This is a genomic window from Paenibacillus sp. NPDC101420 (assembly GCF_050277435.1).
Classification (GTDB): domain Bacteria; phylum Bacillota; class Bacilli; order Paenibacillales; family Paenibacillaceae; genus Paenibacillus_AQ.
The window spans coordinates 461,455-477,260 of sequence record NZ_JBNNSE010000005.1 but is presented as its reverse complement, the minus strand read 5'-3'; the positions used below and the strand labels follow the sequence as shown (position 1 = coordinate 477,260).

Sequence of the window (15,806 nt, the reverse complement as noted above, 5' to 3'; positions counted from 1 at the left end):
CTATCTATGAAAGAGGTGTTAACTTTGCCTATTGCTAAACTGAATGGAACTTCGCTCTATTACGAAATCAATGGAACAGGGGCTCCGGTTGTGTTTATCCATGGACATGGATTAACACATAGTATGTTCAAGCCACAATTGGAGTATTTTTCTGATAAATATAAAGTGATTCTGTGTGATTTACGGGGGAATGGCAAATCAGGTGAATTACTGCAGGCCCCAAACGAGATTATTGAAACCCAATGTCTAGATATAATAATGCTATTGAATGATTTGGGTATTCGTGAGGCTGTTTTTGTTGGGAGTGCCTATGGGGGGCTCGTCGTTCAGCATATTGCGAAACAATATCCAGAGCGAGTAAAAGCGATTGTTGTCGCGGATAGCTTTTGTAGAAGTCATGCGTCAACGATAATCGGTAAAATCCAGCTTATGGCTGCTTATTGTAGTTGGTTAATGTATTACGCTCCAAGTGAGCTTGTACTGCCTTCGATTCGTATGATGTACCGGGAACGCTGGAATCTGGCTTATAACGAGATTAGAAGAGGACTTCTCGATAAACGTCCACGGGAATTGTATCGGCAAAGGCTGGCTACGAGCCATGTGGATTACACTAGATGCTTAAAGTCTTTTAAGCGTCCCGCCTTATGTATTGTAGGTGACTTTAGTGAATTTGGAGTTAATTGTATGAAGGATATGGTGTCTCAGCTGCCACATGCTCAGTTAGTGATCATCCCTAACGCATTAGATCCTAGTAATCTGTGTCAGCCGGAGAAATTTAATGCTATACTTCAGCGGTTTTTGGAGAAACAGCAGGAAACTCAGCAGATTAGTTGATCTTAGTGGTAAGTGAGAAATGAGAGGCGTCCCATAGCCGGGGAGTATGTACTGGCTACGGGGCGTTCTTCTGTATGTCTGTATTTTGTACAATGCTGTCTACTGATGTAAGATTAAAGATATTCGATATTAACTATCTAAAGGAGCTGAGTCATGATGTCTCAAGCCGAAACCATAAAATTGACCTCATTATCTTCAAAAGGGGGCTGCGGCTGCAAAATCGGTCCCGCCGATCTCATGCAGGTTATTCGCAGTCTACCACTAACCGTTCCTAATCCGGATCTACTTGTAGGTCTGGATACCAGTGATGACGCTGGGGTATATCGATTAAGTGATGATCTAGCGTTAGTGCAAACTGTTGATTTTTTCACGCCGATCGTGGACGACCCTTATTCCTTTGGGCAAATTGCAGCAGCTAATGCGTTAAGTGATATTTATGCTATGGGCGGCAAGCCGCTTACAGTGCTTAATATTGTGGCCTTCCCTATTTCTGTTTTGGACAAAAGCATTCTCGGTGACATTTTGCGCGGTGCAGCAGATAAAGTGCAGGAAGCAGGAGCAACGCTTGTGGGCGGACATTCCATCGACGATAAAGAGCCTAAATTTGGATTGGCCGTTACGGGCCTTGTGCATCCGGACAAAGTAAGAACGAATGCAGGTGCGCAGGTAGGAGACAAGCTGATTTTGACCAAACCTATCGGTGTGGGCATCTTAACGACTTCTATTAAAAAGGATCAGCTATCCCCAGAAGAAACTACACGCCTTACGACAGTCATGTCTACACTGAATAAAAAAGCGGCTGAAATCATGGAGCCCTATGATGTACATGCTTGTACAGATGTTACCGGATTCGGGTTGCTTGGACATGCCTCGGAAATGGCAAAGGGGAGTAATCACGGACTGATTATTCGTCAAGGCGATGTACCGATGCTGCCAAGAGTAAGAGAGCTCGCGGAGCAGGGCTTTGTTCCAGGCGGCACTAAGAATAACTTTGCCCATTTGGAGGGCAGTATTCTTTATCCGGAAGAGATGGACCAATTAAGCCGCTATATTCTGTGTGATGCTGTGACTTCCGGTGGATTGCTGATCTCTGTTGCTCCTGAACAAAGTGAGGATTTGCTAAAAGAGTTAGTAGATGCAGGTGTAGAAGCAGCATTGATCGGAGAGGTAACGGAAGAACATCCGGGTCAGATTGCAGTTATAGCTGCGCAATAACGCTGGAGTTCAGCTTAGAGGCGACCTAAGAAGTTAGCCACCAGAGGAGAGAGCGCATTGTTTCAGGATATTACATTGGAAGAACTAAGAGTGTTAAAGAATAAGAAGCAGATCACCGTTATCGACGTTCGATCTCCTTCTGAATATAAAGATGCAACGCTGCCGGATAGCTTGAATATTCCCTTTTTTGATGATGAGGAACGGGCTGAAGTAGGTACGTTGTATAAACAGACAAGTGTGCAGGCTGCGAAAGAACGCGGTTTGGAGATTGCTGCTGCGAAGCTACCTTCCTTTGTCAAAGAATTTGCTGCGATTCAAGGGGACAAGGCTGTATTCTGCTGGAGGGGAGGTATGCGCAGCCGTACAACTGCGACCGTACTTTCTTTAATGGATATTCACGCTTACCGATTGATTGGCGGCTATAAAGCTTACCGTAAATGGGTACTCGATGAACTGGAGTCCTATGAATTCAAGGCGAAGCCTTATGTCGTTCATGGAAATACGGGTACAGGTAAAACAAACCTGCTGCACCGCCTGAAGGCACAGAGCTATCCTGTTTTGGATTTGGAAGGAATGGCAGGTCACCGCGGTTCTATCTTTGGCGAGATCGGACTTCATGCAAACAATCAAAAAACGTTCGATAGTCTTCTTATGGAGGAATTAATTAAGCTTGGGGATGCTCCTTATGTACTGTTTGAAGCGGAGAGCAAAAAGATTGGGAAGGTCGTAATGCCCCCATTCATGGCCGAGCAGAAGGGGATTGGAACACAAATTTGGATTGAGATGCCACTACAAGCCAGAGTGCAGCAAATCCTTGAGGATTATCGACCAGAAGAATATAAAGAACAGTGCATTTCAGCATTTCGAAGTATCAAATCGCGAATTCATATCCCCATTGCGGCGGAAATCGAGCGATGCTTGCAAGCTGATATGTTCGGAGAGGCTGTTGCGCTGCTGTTAGAATACTACTATGATCCTAAATACGATTATACGTCTACTCAGTATGAAGGCATTGAGAGAGTTACCTTTAAGGTGAACAATTTGGATGAAGCTGAGGCTGCGGTAATCTCTTTTTTAAGTAATCAGAAGGTATAAGCTTTAGGTATCGTAAAGTATGAGGGGTTTAGAGGAGGCTCGGCTTAACAAATGATCTATTTAGACTATAACGCTACAACACCTGTAGATAAGGAAGTAGCAGAGGTTATGATTCCTTATCTTTATGGTCATTTTGGCAATCCTTCAAGCAGTCATTCTTTGGGACAAGAAGCTAAAGTCGGAATCGAGCGAGCAAGAACACAGGTGGCTAATTTCCTGAATTGTACGCCGGGTGAGGTGCTTTTTACAAGCGGGGGCAGCGAGTCGAATAATACCGTCATCAAGGGCGTCGCCCAAACATATCGACATAAAGGCAATCACATTATTGTGTCTGCTGTGGAGCATCCTGCGGTAATTAAACCGTGTCAGTATCTGGAGCAGTTGGGCTACACGATTACTTATGTACCTGTTGACGCGTATGGAATGGTGCAGGTAGATGATGTGAAAAATCAGCTTACAGACCAAACTATACTAGTCTCCATTATGCACTCTAACAACGAAACGGGCACGATTCAGCCGATCAAAGAAATAGCTGAGGTCTGCCATGAACGGGGTGTCCTTGTACATACCGATGCTTCGCAGTCCGCTGGAAAAGTAGAGCTTGATGTGGCTGAGTTAGGGGTGGATTTTCTAACGCTGGCAGGCCATAAATTATATGCGCCAAAAGGGATTGGAGCATTGTACATCCGAGAGGGCATTCACATCGAGCCATTAATTCACGGAGCTGGTCATGAGCAGGGGAGACGTGCCGGAACGGAAAACACCCCTTATATTATTGGATTAGGAAAAGCCTGTGAGCTTGCTTCGGACTCTCCATCCAGAGAGCGTGTGAAAGAAGTAGCGGATTATTTCTACGATAGATTGCAGAAGGCATTTGGCGACAGAATTCACCTGAATGGTCATAGGCATAAGCGATTGCCCAACACGCTTAACGTTAGTTTTCTTGGAGCGGTGGGTCACGAAGTGATTGCTTCGCTGGAAGATGTGGCTGCCTCAACAGGCTCAGCTTGTCATTCTGGAGAAACATTGATTTCACCTGTTCTAAAGGCAATGAATGTCTCAGCAAGTATTGGGCAGGGAGCGGTTCGTTTTAGTGTGGGACGGTATACGACTAAAGCGGAGATCGATGAGGTTATCGGTAAGCTGAAAGAGTATTTGTTGTGAGTGGATTGCCAGGGATAGCTAAGTTTGCTCAATAGCGTCTCTCCGGATCGAAAGATTAAGAAATTTTAATCGAATAATATAACAAAAGCATCTGTTACTCCTTTAGTGGGGAGGGCAGATGCTTTTGTTTGTGTTAGTGATTATACAATAGTAAAGCCTGCACTTGCATAACCAGTGACTGTATTTACAAGGGTAAGACCTGTAGCAGTGGCTGAGAATACCATAAGAAGACGTGTCTGCGGTGTTACAGCAAAATTGATACCATTCGTAATTCCGCTGACAAAAGTTCCTAAATTAATAGTACCAGTGATAGATGGAAGTGGTACTATTGCACCTGGAATAGGAGTAAATGTGTTATTTGGTGTGGCCGATTGGTACAATTGCGCTGTTACATTTATCGTAGTACCAAGAAGCGATAAAGCAATGGTATTACTGAAGTATGCAGCAATAGATGTTATCACTCCTGAACGAGGAACGGACATTGCAAAGTTGATAAGAGGTCCAAGAACAGTACCTGTCAAATCTATATTTCCACCAACAAGAGAAATGCCTGTGGCTGAACTTCCGAAGCCTATAAGGCTTGTTGTTCCCACCAAACCACCTAAAACCGTGGTCATAATAATTGGTCCACCAGATGCCAGTGGAATGATTGCGCCATCACCGGTTGCCCCAGTAACTCCTGTAACTCCGGTAACCCCCGTCGCACCAGTCGGACCAGCAAGCCCGGCAGTACCCGTAGCCCCCGTCGGTCCAGCAAGTCCGGCAGTACCTGTAGCGCCTGTCGGTCCAGCAAGTCCGGCAGTACCTGTAGCGCCCGTCGGTCCAGCAAGCCCGGCAGTACCTGTAGCCCCTGTCGGACCAGCAAGCCCGGCAGTACCCGTCGCACCAGTCGGCCCCGCAAGCCCGGCGGTGCCTGTAGCCCCTGTCGGACCAGCAAGCCCGGCAGTACCTGTAGCGCCTGTCGGTCCAGCAATTCCAGCTGTACCTGTAGCGCCTGTCGGTCCAGCAAGTCCGGCAGTACCTGTAGCGCCCGTTGCGCCAGCCAGCCCCGCAGTACCAGTAGCGCCTGTCGGTCCAGCAATTCCAGCTGTACCTGTAGCGCCCGTTGCGCCAGCCAGCCCGGCAGTACCCGTCGCACCAGTCGGCCCCGCAAGCCCGGCGGTGCCTGTAGCCCCTGTCGGACCAGCAAGCCCGGCGATGCCTGTAGCCCCTGTCGGACCAGCAAGCCCGGCGATGCCTGTAGCCCCTGTCGGACCAGTTGCCCCTGCTCCAGGTCCTGTCGGTCCCTGTATTCCTTGCGCGCCTTGAGGACCCTGAGGACCTTGGAGTCCTTGGAGTCCTTGAAGTCCTTGAAGTCCTTGAAGTCCTTGAAGACCTTGAGGACCCTGCGCCCCTTGAGGTCCTTGCGCTCCAGTCGCGCCTGTCGCTCCACCAGCAATTAGTAAATAATCTGACGAACTACCTGGTGTTCCTTTGGGTCCGGCAACAGTAGCTATATAAGTGCTGCCATTAAAGGTTACTACTTGACCCGCTGGATACAATGGGCTTTGTGCCGGATTAAAGACTACAATACCTTGCAGCCCTGCACCAGTGGCTCCTTGAGGTCCTTGAGGCCCTTGAGTTCCTTGAGTTCCTTGGGGTCCCTGAGGACCTTGTGGCCCCGTCGCACCCTTAATAGGTAAGCCGAGCGCTTGTGAAATAGAAGCTTGAATATGTCTGATTTGAATTACCAACTGATCTTTGCAATGAGAGTCAATCTTCGTGGCGAGGATAAAAGATAATAACTCGGCTAACAGCTGTTGAAGATTAGTACCCACGCTCACGACGGAGAAGGGACTGACCTCAGTAGATACAATAGTTATTTCTACTACAGAAAGAAGCTCCGTTCTAAAAGGGCTGCATATCCTAGCCTCATGCAAGAATTCCATGAGCTCTCTTAACACTCTTTGAAGATTGGAAATATGAAGTGTAGTGGGATTCGTAAGTGCGGGAGGTACCACTGTAGCAAGCTCTGTGACTATTTTTAATAGTGCAGCACACTCTCTTTTTCTGACAGGACTGCTTATTCTTCCTTGTTTGTTTAGGATAGCGTCACCTTTGAATGGTCTATGATAATGATCTGACATCCTTCTGTATCTCCTCCTTGAGCTTCTCCTTTTCATACCTTTAAAAATTGGGAACCTGCCCAATCAGCATATTCAGAGAAGCTGAAGTTGTTACAGTAATCGCTCTGGAAGTCGATACACATGAACCTACATTAAAAAGGCAAGCCACCGCTAATACAGTAGCCTGCCTTTTTTTGATAGAGTAGTTTAGTAGTGTTATTGATCTGTACTCCGTTCGCATTCTCACTCAGCCTTCAGTTTTATGAACGAGTATTAGAACGCCTGTATTCCATCGGCGTGATGCTGAAGTTGCGTTTGAACATCCGATGGAGATAAGAACTGCTCGTGAAACCGGTCATTTCAGCAATATCCGATACGGACAGATCGCTCTCTTTCAAGAGGCGACATACTTCCTGCATTCGTACATCCATGATGACATCCACAATAGCTGTCATTGTTTGCTGCTTATAAAGACGGCTGACATATATAGGTGACAGGTTAAGCTCATCAGCAATCTGGTTCAGGCTCAGGCTGGGGTCCATATAAGATTGATTGATTTTTTGGTTAATTTGACGGATCAGATCACTTTGCTTAGAGCTACGTTTATCGACCTGTAATTCCTGAATATCATCGAAGAGTTGGTAAAAAGCTTCTTCAAGCTCCTTCATCGTCTCGTAATTCTCAAGTGAAGGTATCTTGAGGATATCTTCCATAGATGTAGAGCTGAGCTTTTTGATATTATCGATGATTCTCTTAATTGTTAGCGTCACCCTGGATAGCGTTAGTTCTAGTATATAGTAGGGGTATTGGTCCAATTCGCGCACGATGTCAGAGAAATGACTATGGGCTTCGTCTGTTCTACCACTGGTGAGGGCATCGACCAGCTTTTTCTCGTTATCCGCAGGGTAAGAGTATAGGTTATTCTGCAATTCGTTAATCTTCTCTGCGTTGATTAGGCAGCCATGCCCATAAAAAAGTCTATGTTTAGAAGCTTCTTTGGCCTGGCTATATAGGTGGTTCAATCGATCTGGATTATCACTAACGGGACTGTACACTAGCGATAATCCTATTTTCAGATAATCGCAACAAGCCACACGGATTTGTCGTAGCAGCACTTCGATCAATTCCGAATCGAGATGTTCAGTGGACGTCATACTGCTAAGCAGCATAACAACACTATCGTCGTTCATATCTACGCTTTCCACTTGATAAGTCTGACCGCAAATTTCCGAAGCAATATTCATGATCGCGAACTTGTATGCAAGTAGATAAGCACCTCGCTCTTGTCGCAGGGTATTGTATTCATCAATACGCAGCAATACTAGCCGATAGCTCTCGTTTAAGCCGAAGGCAATACTCAGCTGCTCCAAATCAGTTGGCCGGCTGCTGTGGGGTGATTTAATACCGAGAACAAGATTACGTAAAGAATTCTGTCTAATCGTAAACATACTGTTGCGCTTGTCAGCTTCAAGGCTATTCATTCGGCTTACAATGGAATCAATAGGAAGGTAGAGGCGTTTGGATAGCATTCTAGAAATGATAAGTCCGAATATTAAAATAATCAAAGAAATCAGTAGTGTTGTATTACGGATTTGGTTGGTCTGTTCTGTGATCACATTATATGGAGTAATGCGAACATACTGCCAACCAAGAGAATCTGGTGAAGTATAGGACACTAATGATTTCTGGCCTTTAAAAGGAGCTGTGAAATAACCTGCGGAGCGGTCTTTAACTTTATGCTCTACCCAGCTGCTTTCATCCCCTGAGAGCTTCTCCAATGTCAGCTTGTTCCCCGATAGAAACCGATCTTGGTCATCAAGAAGATAAGTGTTACCACTACCGGCCGTATTGCTGTTAGCCAACTCCTTGTTTATCCAAGCTGCTGATATATTAACAATAACTGCAGAATTGATGGCGCGGTCCCAGTTGATCGCATCATAGCAGAGATAAGTATAGACAGCGATAGCTTCTGATTTGGGTTCGCCGATGGAATAGGTGCGTGGGATCGGAGTGAATGTTTTGTAATCCTGATAATGATTCAACATCTGTATGATTTCAGTGTCCTCTAACTCTCCTGTGGAGTACACACCATTCTGCCCTTGCGCCGCTGAGATATATATAGTGTCATTATTCGGATTATAAACATAGATGGATTCAATGTATGGCATGGAGTTCAGATAGTTTCCGAGATCCGACATTGCAGCCGTAACCTCGTAAATGGAAGGTTTGTTGTAGAACAACAGATGGGAAATAGTGGAGGTCCTGTATAGCTGAAATGAAAGCGTTTGAGCTACTTCAGCCATGTTGACTACTTTTTTGCCAGTCTGAGTTAGATCTTTTAGATCGGAACGGAAGGTCTGAGTCTTTTCGACGCCGATGTAGTATGTATAGTACACGATTGTAGAGACCAGAAGAGTTAACGAAATACATAGTGTAATCGTTGTTAGCAGCTTGCCATACAGCAGTCTTTTTCTCCGTATATCATTATTCTTCATAATAGCCCTCCCCCAAAATATATGCGGCTTATTGGATAAGGCTCTGGATGAACTCTAGATATGAAGTCCTCTTATTATAATTGCCCTAGAGTGAACAGAACAGTGGAGTAACACTAGAATGTTGTATTTTACCAATATATAGCTGTGAAGAAAATAAATATTTGTGCACTTATCATCATTATTTTCGGGATATTCGAGTGCATTCCCCTATGTACACTGGCATTAACACTATTCATCGTTTCTTCATAAACATCCTTATTGTTCAACAGCGATTTCTCCAGTTTGTGCAGGAAAGCTATGAAGCTTCACTTCTGTGTTCAAAAGAACCACCCTATAGTGGAATTATGCAGTTTCTACATTAAAGGGAGTGAGAGACCTTGAGCCAAACCTCATCCAAAGGAATCTCAACCGTCGAACTTGGCATCCAGGCCGATGGAAGAGCACGCTTACGGACGACAAGAAAGAAGAAGGGATTTATTTATGAACTGATACACAATCGGATGATGTTTCTGATGCTGCTGCCCACCTTGATCTTTTTCTTAGTGAATTCTTATTTTCCAATGGTAGGTATCTATTATGCGTTCACTCAATTTGACTTCAACAGCAGTATGTTTAATTCCAAGTTCGTCGGCTTGCAGAATTTCGAGTTTCTCTGGAGATCCGGCACACTGGTGAAGCTGACGATGAACACGATAGGTTACAACATCGCTTTTATTGTACTTGGGAATGTGCTGGCGATTGCTTGTGCGATTCTCTTAAGTGAACTGAATGGGAAATGGTTTAAAAAGATTAGCCAATCGATAATGTTTCTACCATATTTCGTATCCTTCGTCATTCTAAGTGTTATTGTCTACAACCTGTTCAATTATGACAGCGGTTTCTTAAATACAATGCTTACACAATTTGGGCTTGATCCGGTGGACGTTTACAGCAAACCCTGGGCTTGGATTTTTCTAATTATTATCTTCTATCTATGGAAGAATCTCGGTTATAGCATGGTTATCTATCTAGCAGCGATTACAGGGATCAGTGATGAATATTATGAAGCGGCTAAGATCGATGGCGCTAATATTTTTCAGCGGATTTGGTATATTACAGTGCCAATGCTGAAATCAACCTTTGTGGTGCTGCTGCTCTTTGCGCTCGGAAGTATTATGAAAGGGCAGTTTGATCTGTTCTATCAATTAATAGGAAACAACGGGCTTCTCTATAATACGACGGATATTCTCGATACCTACGTCTATCGCTCGCTTAAAGTAACGTTTGATGTGGGCATGGCTACTGCTGCCGGGGTCTATCAGTCCTTGTTCGGTTTTGTCCTCATCATGACGGTTAACTATATTATTCGCAAAATAAATGATGACTACGCCCTGTTCTAGGAGGACAAGAAATGAAAATTCAAAAGGATAAATATACACGGATGCTTCATGCAATCGCCTATGTGGTCATCATTGGACTGTCGGTTGCTTGCCTGCTGCCCTTTCTGCTAATTATATCCGCATCATTAACCAGCAATGAATCTATTATCCGGGATGGCTATCATCTGATTCCGGGGCAGTTCTCTCTTGAAGGCTACAAGACGGTGTTCATTTTCCCGGATGAAGTACTGCGTGCTTACACGGTCACCATCGTCACCACTGTAGTGGGAACGACATTAGGACTCTTCTTCATGACGATGGCTGGTTATGTGCTGGCCCGCAAGGATTTCAAATACCGCAATACCTTTTCCTTCTATATATACTTTACGACCTTGTTTGGTGGAGGACTTGTTCCTTGGTACATCATGATTACTAAATACCTCGGTCTGCTGGATTCCTATGCTGTATTGGTGCTACCAGGCCTGATGACACCGTTCTTAATTATTTTAATGAAGAATTTCGTTAAATCAGCAGTCCCTGAGGAGCTATTTGATTCTGGGAAAATCGATGGGGCCGGTGATTTCAGAATCTACTGGCAGATCGTCCTCAAGCTCTCCATGCCAGGGATTGCTACAGTCGGATTGTTCCTTGCATTGTATTACTGGAATGACTGGTTCACATCTTCACTGTTCATTAATGATACCCATAAATATCAACTGCAGTTCTATCTGTACAATGTTATCAATTCAGCGCAGTTCATTGCACAGATGGGCGCTGGAACTGGGGTGTCTCTGGCTACAGAAGTCCCTGCTGAGTCTACCAAAATGGCCATGGCGATTGTTGTGACTGGACCAATTCTATTTCTGTATCCATTCGTTCAGCGTTACTTCGTCAAAGGGTTGACCATCGGAGCTGTAAAAGGTTAGAACCGTAACCTTACCCCTACCCGGGTTTAGGTAAAGTCGGCTAACATAGAAGCATAGTGAAAAGGGAGGATTCAGATGAATAAGCTACGGGGCAAAAGCATGTCTATTCTGCTCACGTCAGTACTGAGCTTGGCTCTACTGGCAGGCTGTGGGGGGAATTCTAGTTCCACGAACGGGGAAAATGCAGCGGTAAAAGAGAGTAATAGCGGCGGGAATACGGCTCAGAGTACCAATGCTGAGACTGAGGAGAAGTCGGGGCTGGATACATCGAAGAAGGTCGAGCTGCAGTTTTATATGCTGGGCGATGCTCCGAAAGATCTTTCAAGTATTGAATCGCAAATTAACAAGATGGCTGAAGAAGATCTGAATGCAACCGTTAAATTCAACTATACAACTTGGACAGACTGGGATCAGAAGTACAAATTGCTACTATCTTCTGGACAATCGATTGATTTGATTTTTACTGCGGATTGGACACAGTATCAAGCTTATGCTAAAAAAGGAGCTTTTTTGGCTATAGATGATTTGCTGCCGACGGCTGCTCCAGCGCTCCAGCAATTTGTACCGCAGGATATGTGGGATGCAGTTAAGATTGATGGCAAGATTTACACTGTACCCGCGACCTATAAGGAATATGTAACTAACGGTTTCGTATGGCGTGAGGATCTGCGTAAGAAATACAATCTGCCTGAGCCAACAGATCTGGCCAGCTATGAGGCTTATATGGAAGGGATCAAGAAGAATGAACCGAAGATGTCGCCGGCATCCTTTAACAGTGATGTGAGGGGCAATCTGCATGATGTCTACACTACACTTACCGCGATGGTCGGAAGTCCGCTGCCTTATGGTATCGGAATCAAGTACAGCGATCCTTCGAAGGCTTATCTTTACTGGGGCTCGGAGGAACATAAAGAAGAACTGCTGACCATGAGACGTTGGCAGGAAAAAGGCCTAATCTCCAAAAATGTATTGAACGTGAAGGACACTCTTCAGGCTCCGGTTATTGCGGGTAAAGCGGCATCCATCTTCGGTGATAACCCGACTCGCTTCAACGATACGCTGATGAAAGTTAAAGCAGCTCATCCAGATTGGGAGTTGGGTTACTATCCTTATGGTCAAACGATCGGTTACGCAACACCGGTGCATCCTATTCATAATGGATTTGCTATTCCGAAGGGCAGCAAGAACCCGGAACGTGCATTAGCCTTTTATGAGAAGATGGTTTTGGATAAACGTTATAACCAGCTGACACAATACGGTGTTGAGGGAAAAAATTATAAGGTTGATGCAAACGGCTATTATGAGCTTATTGGAGATGCTTCTACGAACGGCTTCACTCGTGAAGGGATGAACGGCTGGGCATGGCGGAACCCGGAATTTATGTTATTCGACAAATCCTATGATGGCGTCAAAGAGATTTTCGCTGAGCTTGATAAGATTCAGAAGCCGGATATCTTCACAGGATTTGCTGAAGATTACACCTCTTATCAGGCTGAAAAAGCGGCGCTGGAACAGGTAGAAAAGCAATACCTGTATCCGCTGCAAGCCGGATTGGTAGAGGATGTTGATGCGGGTCTAGCTACCTTCATGGAGAAGGCTAAACAAGCCGGCCTTGAGAAAATTCAGGCGGAATATATCAAGCAATGGAATGCTTACGTACAGGAGAAGGGTTTGTAATAAAGAAGAGCAAGGGATGTTCCTTAAGCCATAAAGGCGGGGGAATATCCCTTTTTTTTTGTATTCTAGGAGACTACGAGAAGCGCTGGCGGAATTCCCGCGGAGTGGTTCCCTCAATGCGGACGAAGCTGGAGCTGAAGTAAGGCGCTTGATTGAAGCCGACCTCCTCGGCGATCCGGGCAATCGTGTAACTGGTCTGCATCAGCAATAGCTTACTCTGCTGAATTCGGTAGTGCAGCAGATAATCCATAGGTGCACAGCCGTATTCCTTTTTCATGCAACGAGCGATATATACAGGATGAAAGTTCAGGTTCTCCCCTAGCTGCTGTGCTGTGATGCGCTCACGGAAATGACTGCGCAAATAGGAGGCAGCTTGCTCTGCACATATTTTGGAGGGAGAGGGACGCTCATGGCGCAGAGAGGCAGATAATTGCTGGAGAACCTCTTGGAATAGCAGCTGCTGCTGAAATGGAGTATCGCTCAAATGGGAATTAGGCGCTAGTTGATTCAGCTGCGAGAGCAGTTCCTCCATCTTGGACGGTTGCAGCAGAGAGGTATATTGGGGCAGCTGTAAGGTAAAAGTGCGTATATTAAATTCGTCTGAATGAAGAGGATGCTCCACTCTGTTGTGTTCTGTCTCTGGTGCTGTAGCCATAGCCTCGGAGATATTCCAATCGCCCACTGTCTGAAAATGCAGCCAATAATAAGAGGTGTGTTCCTTGCAGCTGTCCGTACTGAAATGATGGCTATCTGGACGAAGAAGCAGTGCCTGACCTGCACGTACCTGAAAGGTGAGACCTCCTTCATTCATATATAGGCAGCCCTGCTTGACTACAAGCAAATCAAATACCTTGATATTGTGGCGGCTCATGTGGTAATGCCCTGGTGAGAAGGTATGCAATCCACTTACGATATAATAGGGCATTGGCGGGACGGTAAAATTAATAATGTTCATGGAGAGATCTCCTTTTATGAGGTTGAAATAATGAAATTATTGGTTTGAAATCTGTACCATCACCAAAAGTATATCATCTATAATTTAGTCTGACCTAAAGAAAAAATATGCTGTTTCTTAGGTCCAGTATGCATGTTTGGTTTAAGGGGAGGTTTATTTAGTGAAAAAAGAAAGACAGGGCTTTGGACTATGGGTATTGGCTTGGCCTATATTTATAGAGGTGTTTCTACAGACCCTGCTAGGTACGGTGGATACGCTCATGGTCAGCCGTATTTCAGACGATGCAGTCGCCGTAGTCGGCATTTCCAATCAATTGTTTGGTGCGTTGACCACACTTTTTACCACCTTTGCGGGCGGAGCGGGGATCCTGATCGCGCAAAGAATGGGTTCAAAACGTTTCAGCGAAGCGCGTACGATTGCAATTATGGGCGTATCGGTTAGTCTCATTCTTGGTATTGTCGTGAGTATCATCCTGTTCTTCTATGCGGGTCCAATAGCGGGGATTCTAAATATATCGCCTGAGCTATTATCACTGTCCAATATCTATATCTCGTATGTCGGTGGCGGTCTGTTTTTGGTGGGGATGATTGCTTCCCTTGGAACAGCGATTCGTAATACAGGGAACACCAGAGGACCAATGTACACAGGGGTCATCATAAATGTCATTCACATTATTCTGAACTATACCTTTATATTCGGGATGTTCGGTCTGCCACAGCTAGGGCTTGCGGGAATCGCAATCTCAAGTATTATCAGTAGACTGGTCGGTGTGATCATGCTGTATACCATGTTTAGAGGTTCCTTCGAGATTAAGATTAGACTTAGGGATTTCCGTATATTCAACGGCAAGCTATTCAAGGAAATTATAAGGATTGCTTGGCCTCTAGGGATTAATTCTTCCTGCTGGGTGTTCTCTCAGTTGATTGTCTATTCCTTTCTAGCCGCACTGGGCGCAGAAGCGTTAGCCGCACGGACTTATCTCAATACCTTAGAGTCCTTTTGCTTCACGTTAGGGTATGCAATCGCGCTGGCTGGACAGATACAGATCGCGCATTTGTTCGGGGCAGGGAAGCTGAAAGAGGCTTATCGTAGTGCATATCGCACGCTGTATATCGGCTTGGCTATTGTATCAGCGAACATGTTACTGCTATTTCTTTTCGGCAGGAATCTGCTAGGTTATTTTACTTCCGACCCGCGGATTATTGCGATTGGGATTTCCCTACTGGCCCTAAATCTCCTACTGCAACCTTGCAAAATGCTGAATATGGGCATGGGTAATGCGCTGAACGCCATCGGCGATACCCGTTATACGATGTATACTTCCATCGTGTCTATGTCCATTATTGGCGTGGGATGTTCTTACTGGTTTGGAATCAGCTTAGGCTGGGGGCTCACAGGGATCTACTGCTGTATGATTGCTGATGAATTTGTGCGGGGGATGCTTGTTCTAATGCGCTGGAGAGGGAGGAAAGTTATCCGTCAGGCGGATATCGGTTTGAGTGAAGGGAATGCCTCACTACATGGAGCCGGGAAAAGAAGTACTTCGTTAACTATATGAGCGGGACTCTATAAGCCGACCATGGTGGGCAATGGAGTGTAATGATGTCTTTTTGCACCAATAGTGTCTCTGGGGTCCGATAGTTGCCCAAAAGAGCCGTTTTTTCGAAAATAGCGACTCTGGAGTCCAATAGAAAGTTTGAGAACTGCAAGTAACATCGAGCGACAACAAACATCAAGCATTCCAAGCACCACTGAGCACCCTAAGTGCGCCAAGCACTAATCCCCATCTGCTGCGCAATCGCCCACCGAGCTGTGGGTGTTTGGGGATGTTTTCGGAGAGAGGCTACCCATGAGTAAATAATTACTTAAGGGTTAGCCTCTTTTTTGTGCGAGTATAAAATTAAGTTTGATGGTTCTGAAATTTGATTATTCATTCATATAGAATTTGATTCTATGATATAAATGAGTTAGCCTTTAGAGCA

Annotated in this window: 11 protein-coding genes; 8 read left to right on the top strand and 3 right to left on the bottom strand. The window is 45.2% G+C overall.

What is annotated here, in order from left to right; genetic code table 11:
• Window positions 1–24: 24 nt before the first annotated feature.
• From ACQKMP_RS22555 to ACQKMP_RS22540, 4 genes are all read left to right on the top strand, one after another.
• On the top strand, window positions 25–834 hold the full coding sequence (locus tag ACQKMP_RS22555) for an alpha/beta fold hydrolase (protein ID WP_379425244.1): 810 nt from the start codon (window positions 25–27) through the stop codon (window positions 832–834).
• A 153-nt stretch (window positions 835–987) separates the two neighbouring features.
• Window positions 988–2,049, top strand: coding sequence for a selenide, water dikinase SelD (gene selD, locus ACQKMP_RS22550; protein WP_427471151.1), 1,062 nt, complete (start codon window positions 988–990; stop codon window positions 2,047–2,049).
• A 57-nt stretch (window positions 2,050–2,106) separates the two neighbouring features.
• Window positions 2,107–3,144 carry a tRNA 2-selenouridine(34) synthase MnmH gene (gene mnmH, locus ACQKMP_RS22545; RefSeq protein WP_427471149.1) on the top strand — a complete coding sequence of 346 codons (1,038 nt, stop codon included), beginning with the start codon at window positions 2,107–2,109 and terminating at the stop codon, window positions 3,142–3,144.
• 51 nt (window positions 3,145–3,195) lie between these two features.
• Window positions 3,196–4,308, top strand: a complete 1,113-nt coding sequence (locus ACQKMP_RS22540) for a cysteine desulfurase family protein (RefSeq protein ID WP_379425242.1) — start codon at window positions 3,196–3,198, stop codon at window positions 4,306–4,308.
• Window positions 4,309–4,448: 140 nt separating this feature from the next.
• Here ACQKMP_RS22540 and ACQKMP_RS22535 read toward each other — a convergent pair whose 3' ends face one another.
• Together ACQKMP_RS22535 and ACQKMP_RS22530 are read right to left on the bottom strand one after the other, a co-directional pair.
• Window positions 4,449–6,434: an exosporium glycoprotein BclB-related protein gene (locus tag ACQKMP_RS22535; RefSeq protein ID WP_427471147.1), complete on the bottom strand. Its 1,986-nt coding sequence runs from the start codon at window positions 6,432–6,434 to the stop codon at window positions 4,449–4,451.
• A 239-nt stretch (window positions 6,435–6,673) separates the two neighbouring features.
• Complete coding sequence (locus ACQKMP_RS22530) at window positions 6,674–8,908, bottom strand: AraC family transcriptional regulator (protein ID WP_427471146.1); 2,235 nt, start codon at window positions 8,906–8,908, stop codon at window positions 6,674–6,676.
• 500 nt (window positions 8,909–9,408) lie between these two features.
• On the opposite strand from ACQKMP_RS22530, the gene ACQKMP_RS22525 reads away from it, so the two are divergent.
• The 3 genes from ACQKMP_RS22525 to ACQKMP_RS22515 all read left to right on the top strand — a co-directional run bounded on the left by ACQKMP_RS22525 (window position 9,409) and on the right by ACQKMP_RS22515 (window position 12,869).
• Window positions 9,409–10,287, top strand: a complete 879-nt coding sequence (locus ACQKMP_RS22525; protein WP_143759548.1) for an ABC transporter permease — start codon at window positions 9,409–9,411, stop codon at window positions 10,285–10,287.
• An 11-nt stretch (window positions 10,288–10,298) separates the two neighbouring features.
• Complete coding sequence (locus tag ACQKMP_RS22520) at window positions 10,299–11,192, top strand: carbohydrate ABC transporter permease (RefSeq protein WP_042191692.1); 894 nt, start codon at window positions 10,299–10,301, stop codon at window positions 11,190–11,192.
• A 75-nt stretch (window positions 11,193–11,267) separates the two neighbouring features.
• Window positions 11,268–12,869 carry an extracellular solute-binding protein gene (locus ACQKMP_RS22515; protein ID WP_042191689.1) on the top strand — a complete coding sequence of 534 codons (1,602 nt, stop codon included), beginning with the start codon at window positions 11,268–11,270 and terminating at the stop codon, window positions 12,867–12,869.
• A gap of 73 nt (window positions 12,870–12,942) precedes the next feature.
• Here the strand turns inward: ACQKMP_RS22515 and ACQKMP_RS22510 are convergent, their stop codons facing one another.
• Window positions 12,943–13,824: a helix-turn-helix transcriptional regulator gene (locus ACQKMP_RS22510; protein ID WP_042191687.1), complete on the bottom strand. Its 882-nt coding sequence runs from the start codon at window positions 13,822–13,824 to the stop codon at window positions 12,943–12,945.
• Between the two features lie 160 nt (window positions 13,825–13,984).
• Between ACQKMP_RS22510 and ACQKMP_RS22505 the strand changes: the two genes are divergently transcribed.
• Window positions 13,985–15,382 (top strand): MATE family efflux transporter, encoded by a 1,398-nt coding sequence (locus ACQKMP_RS22505; protein ID WP_042191684.1) that lies wholly within the window; start codon window positions 13,985–13,987, stop codon window positions 15,380–15,382.
• The last annotated feature ends 424 nt before the right edge of the window (window positions 15,383–15,806 follow it).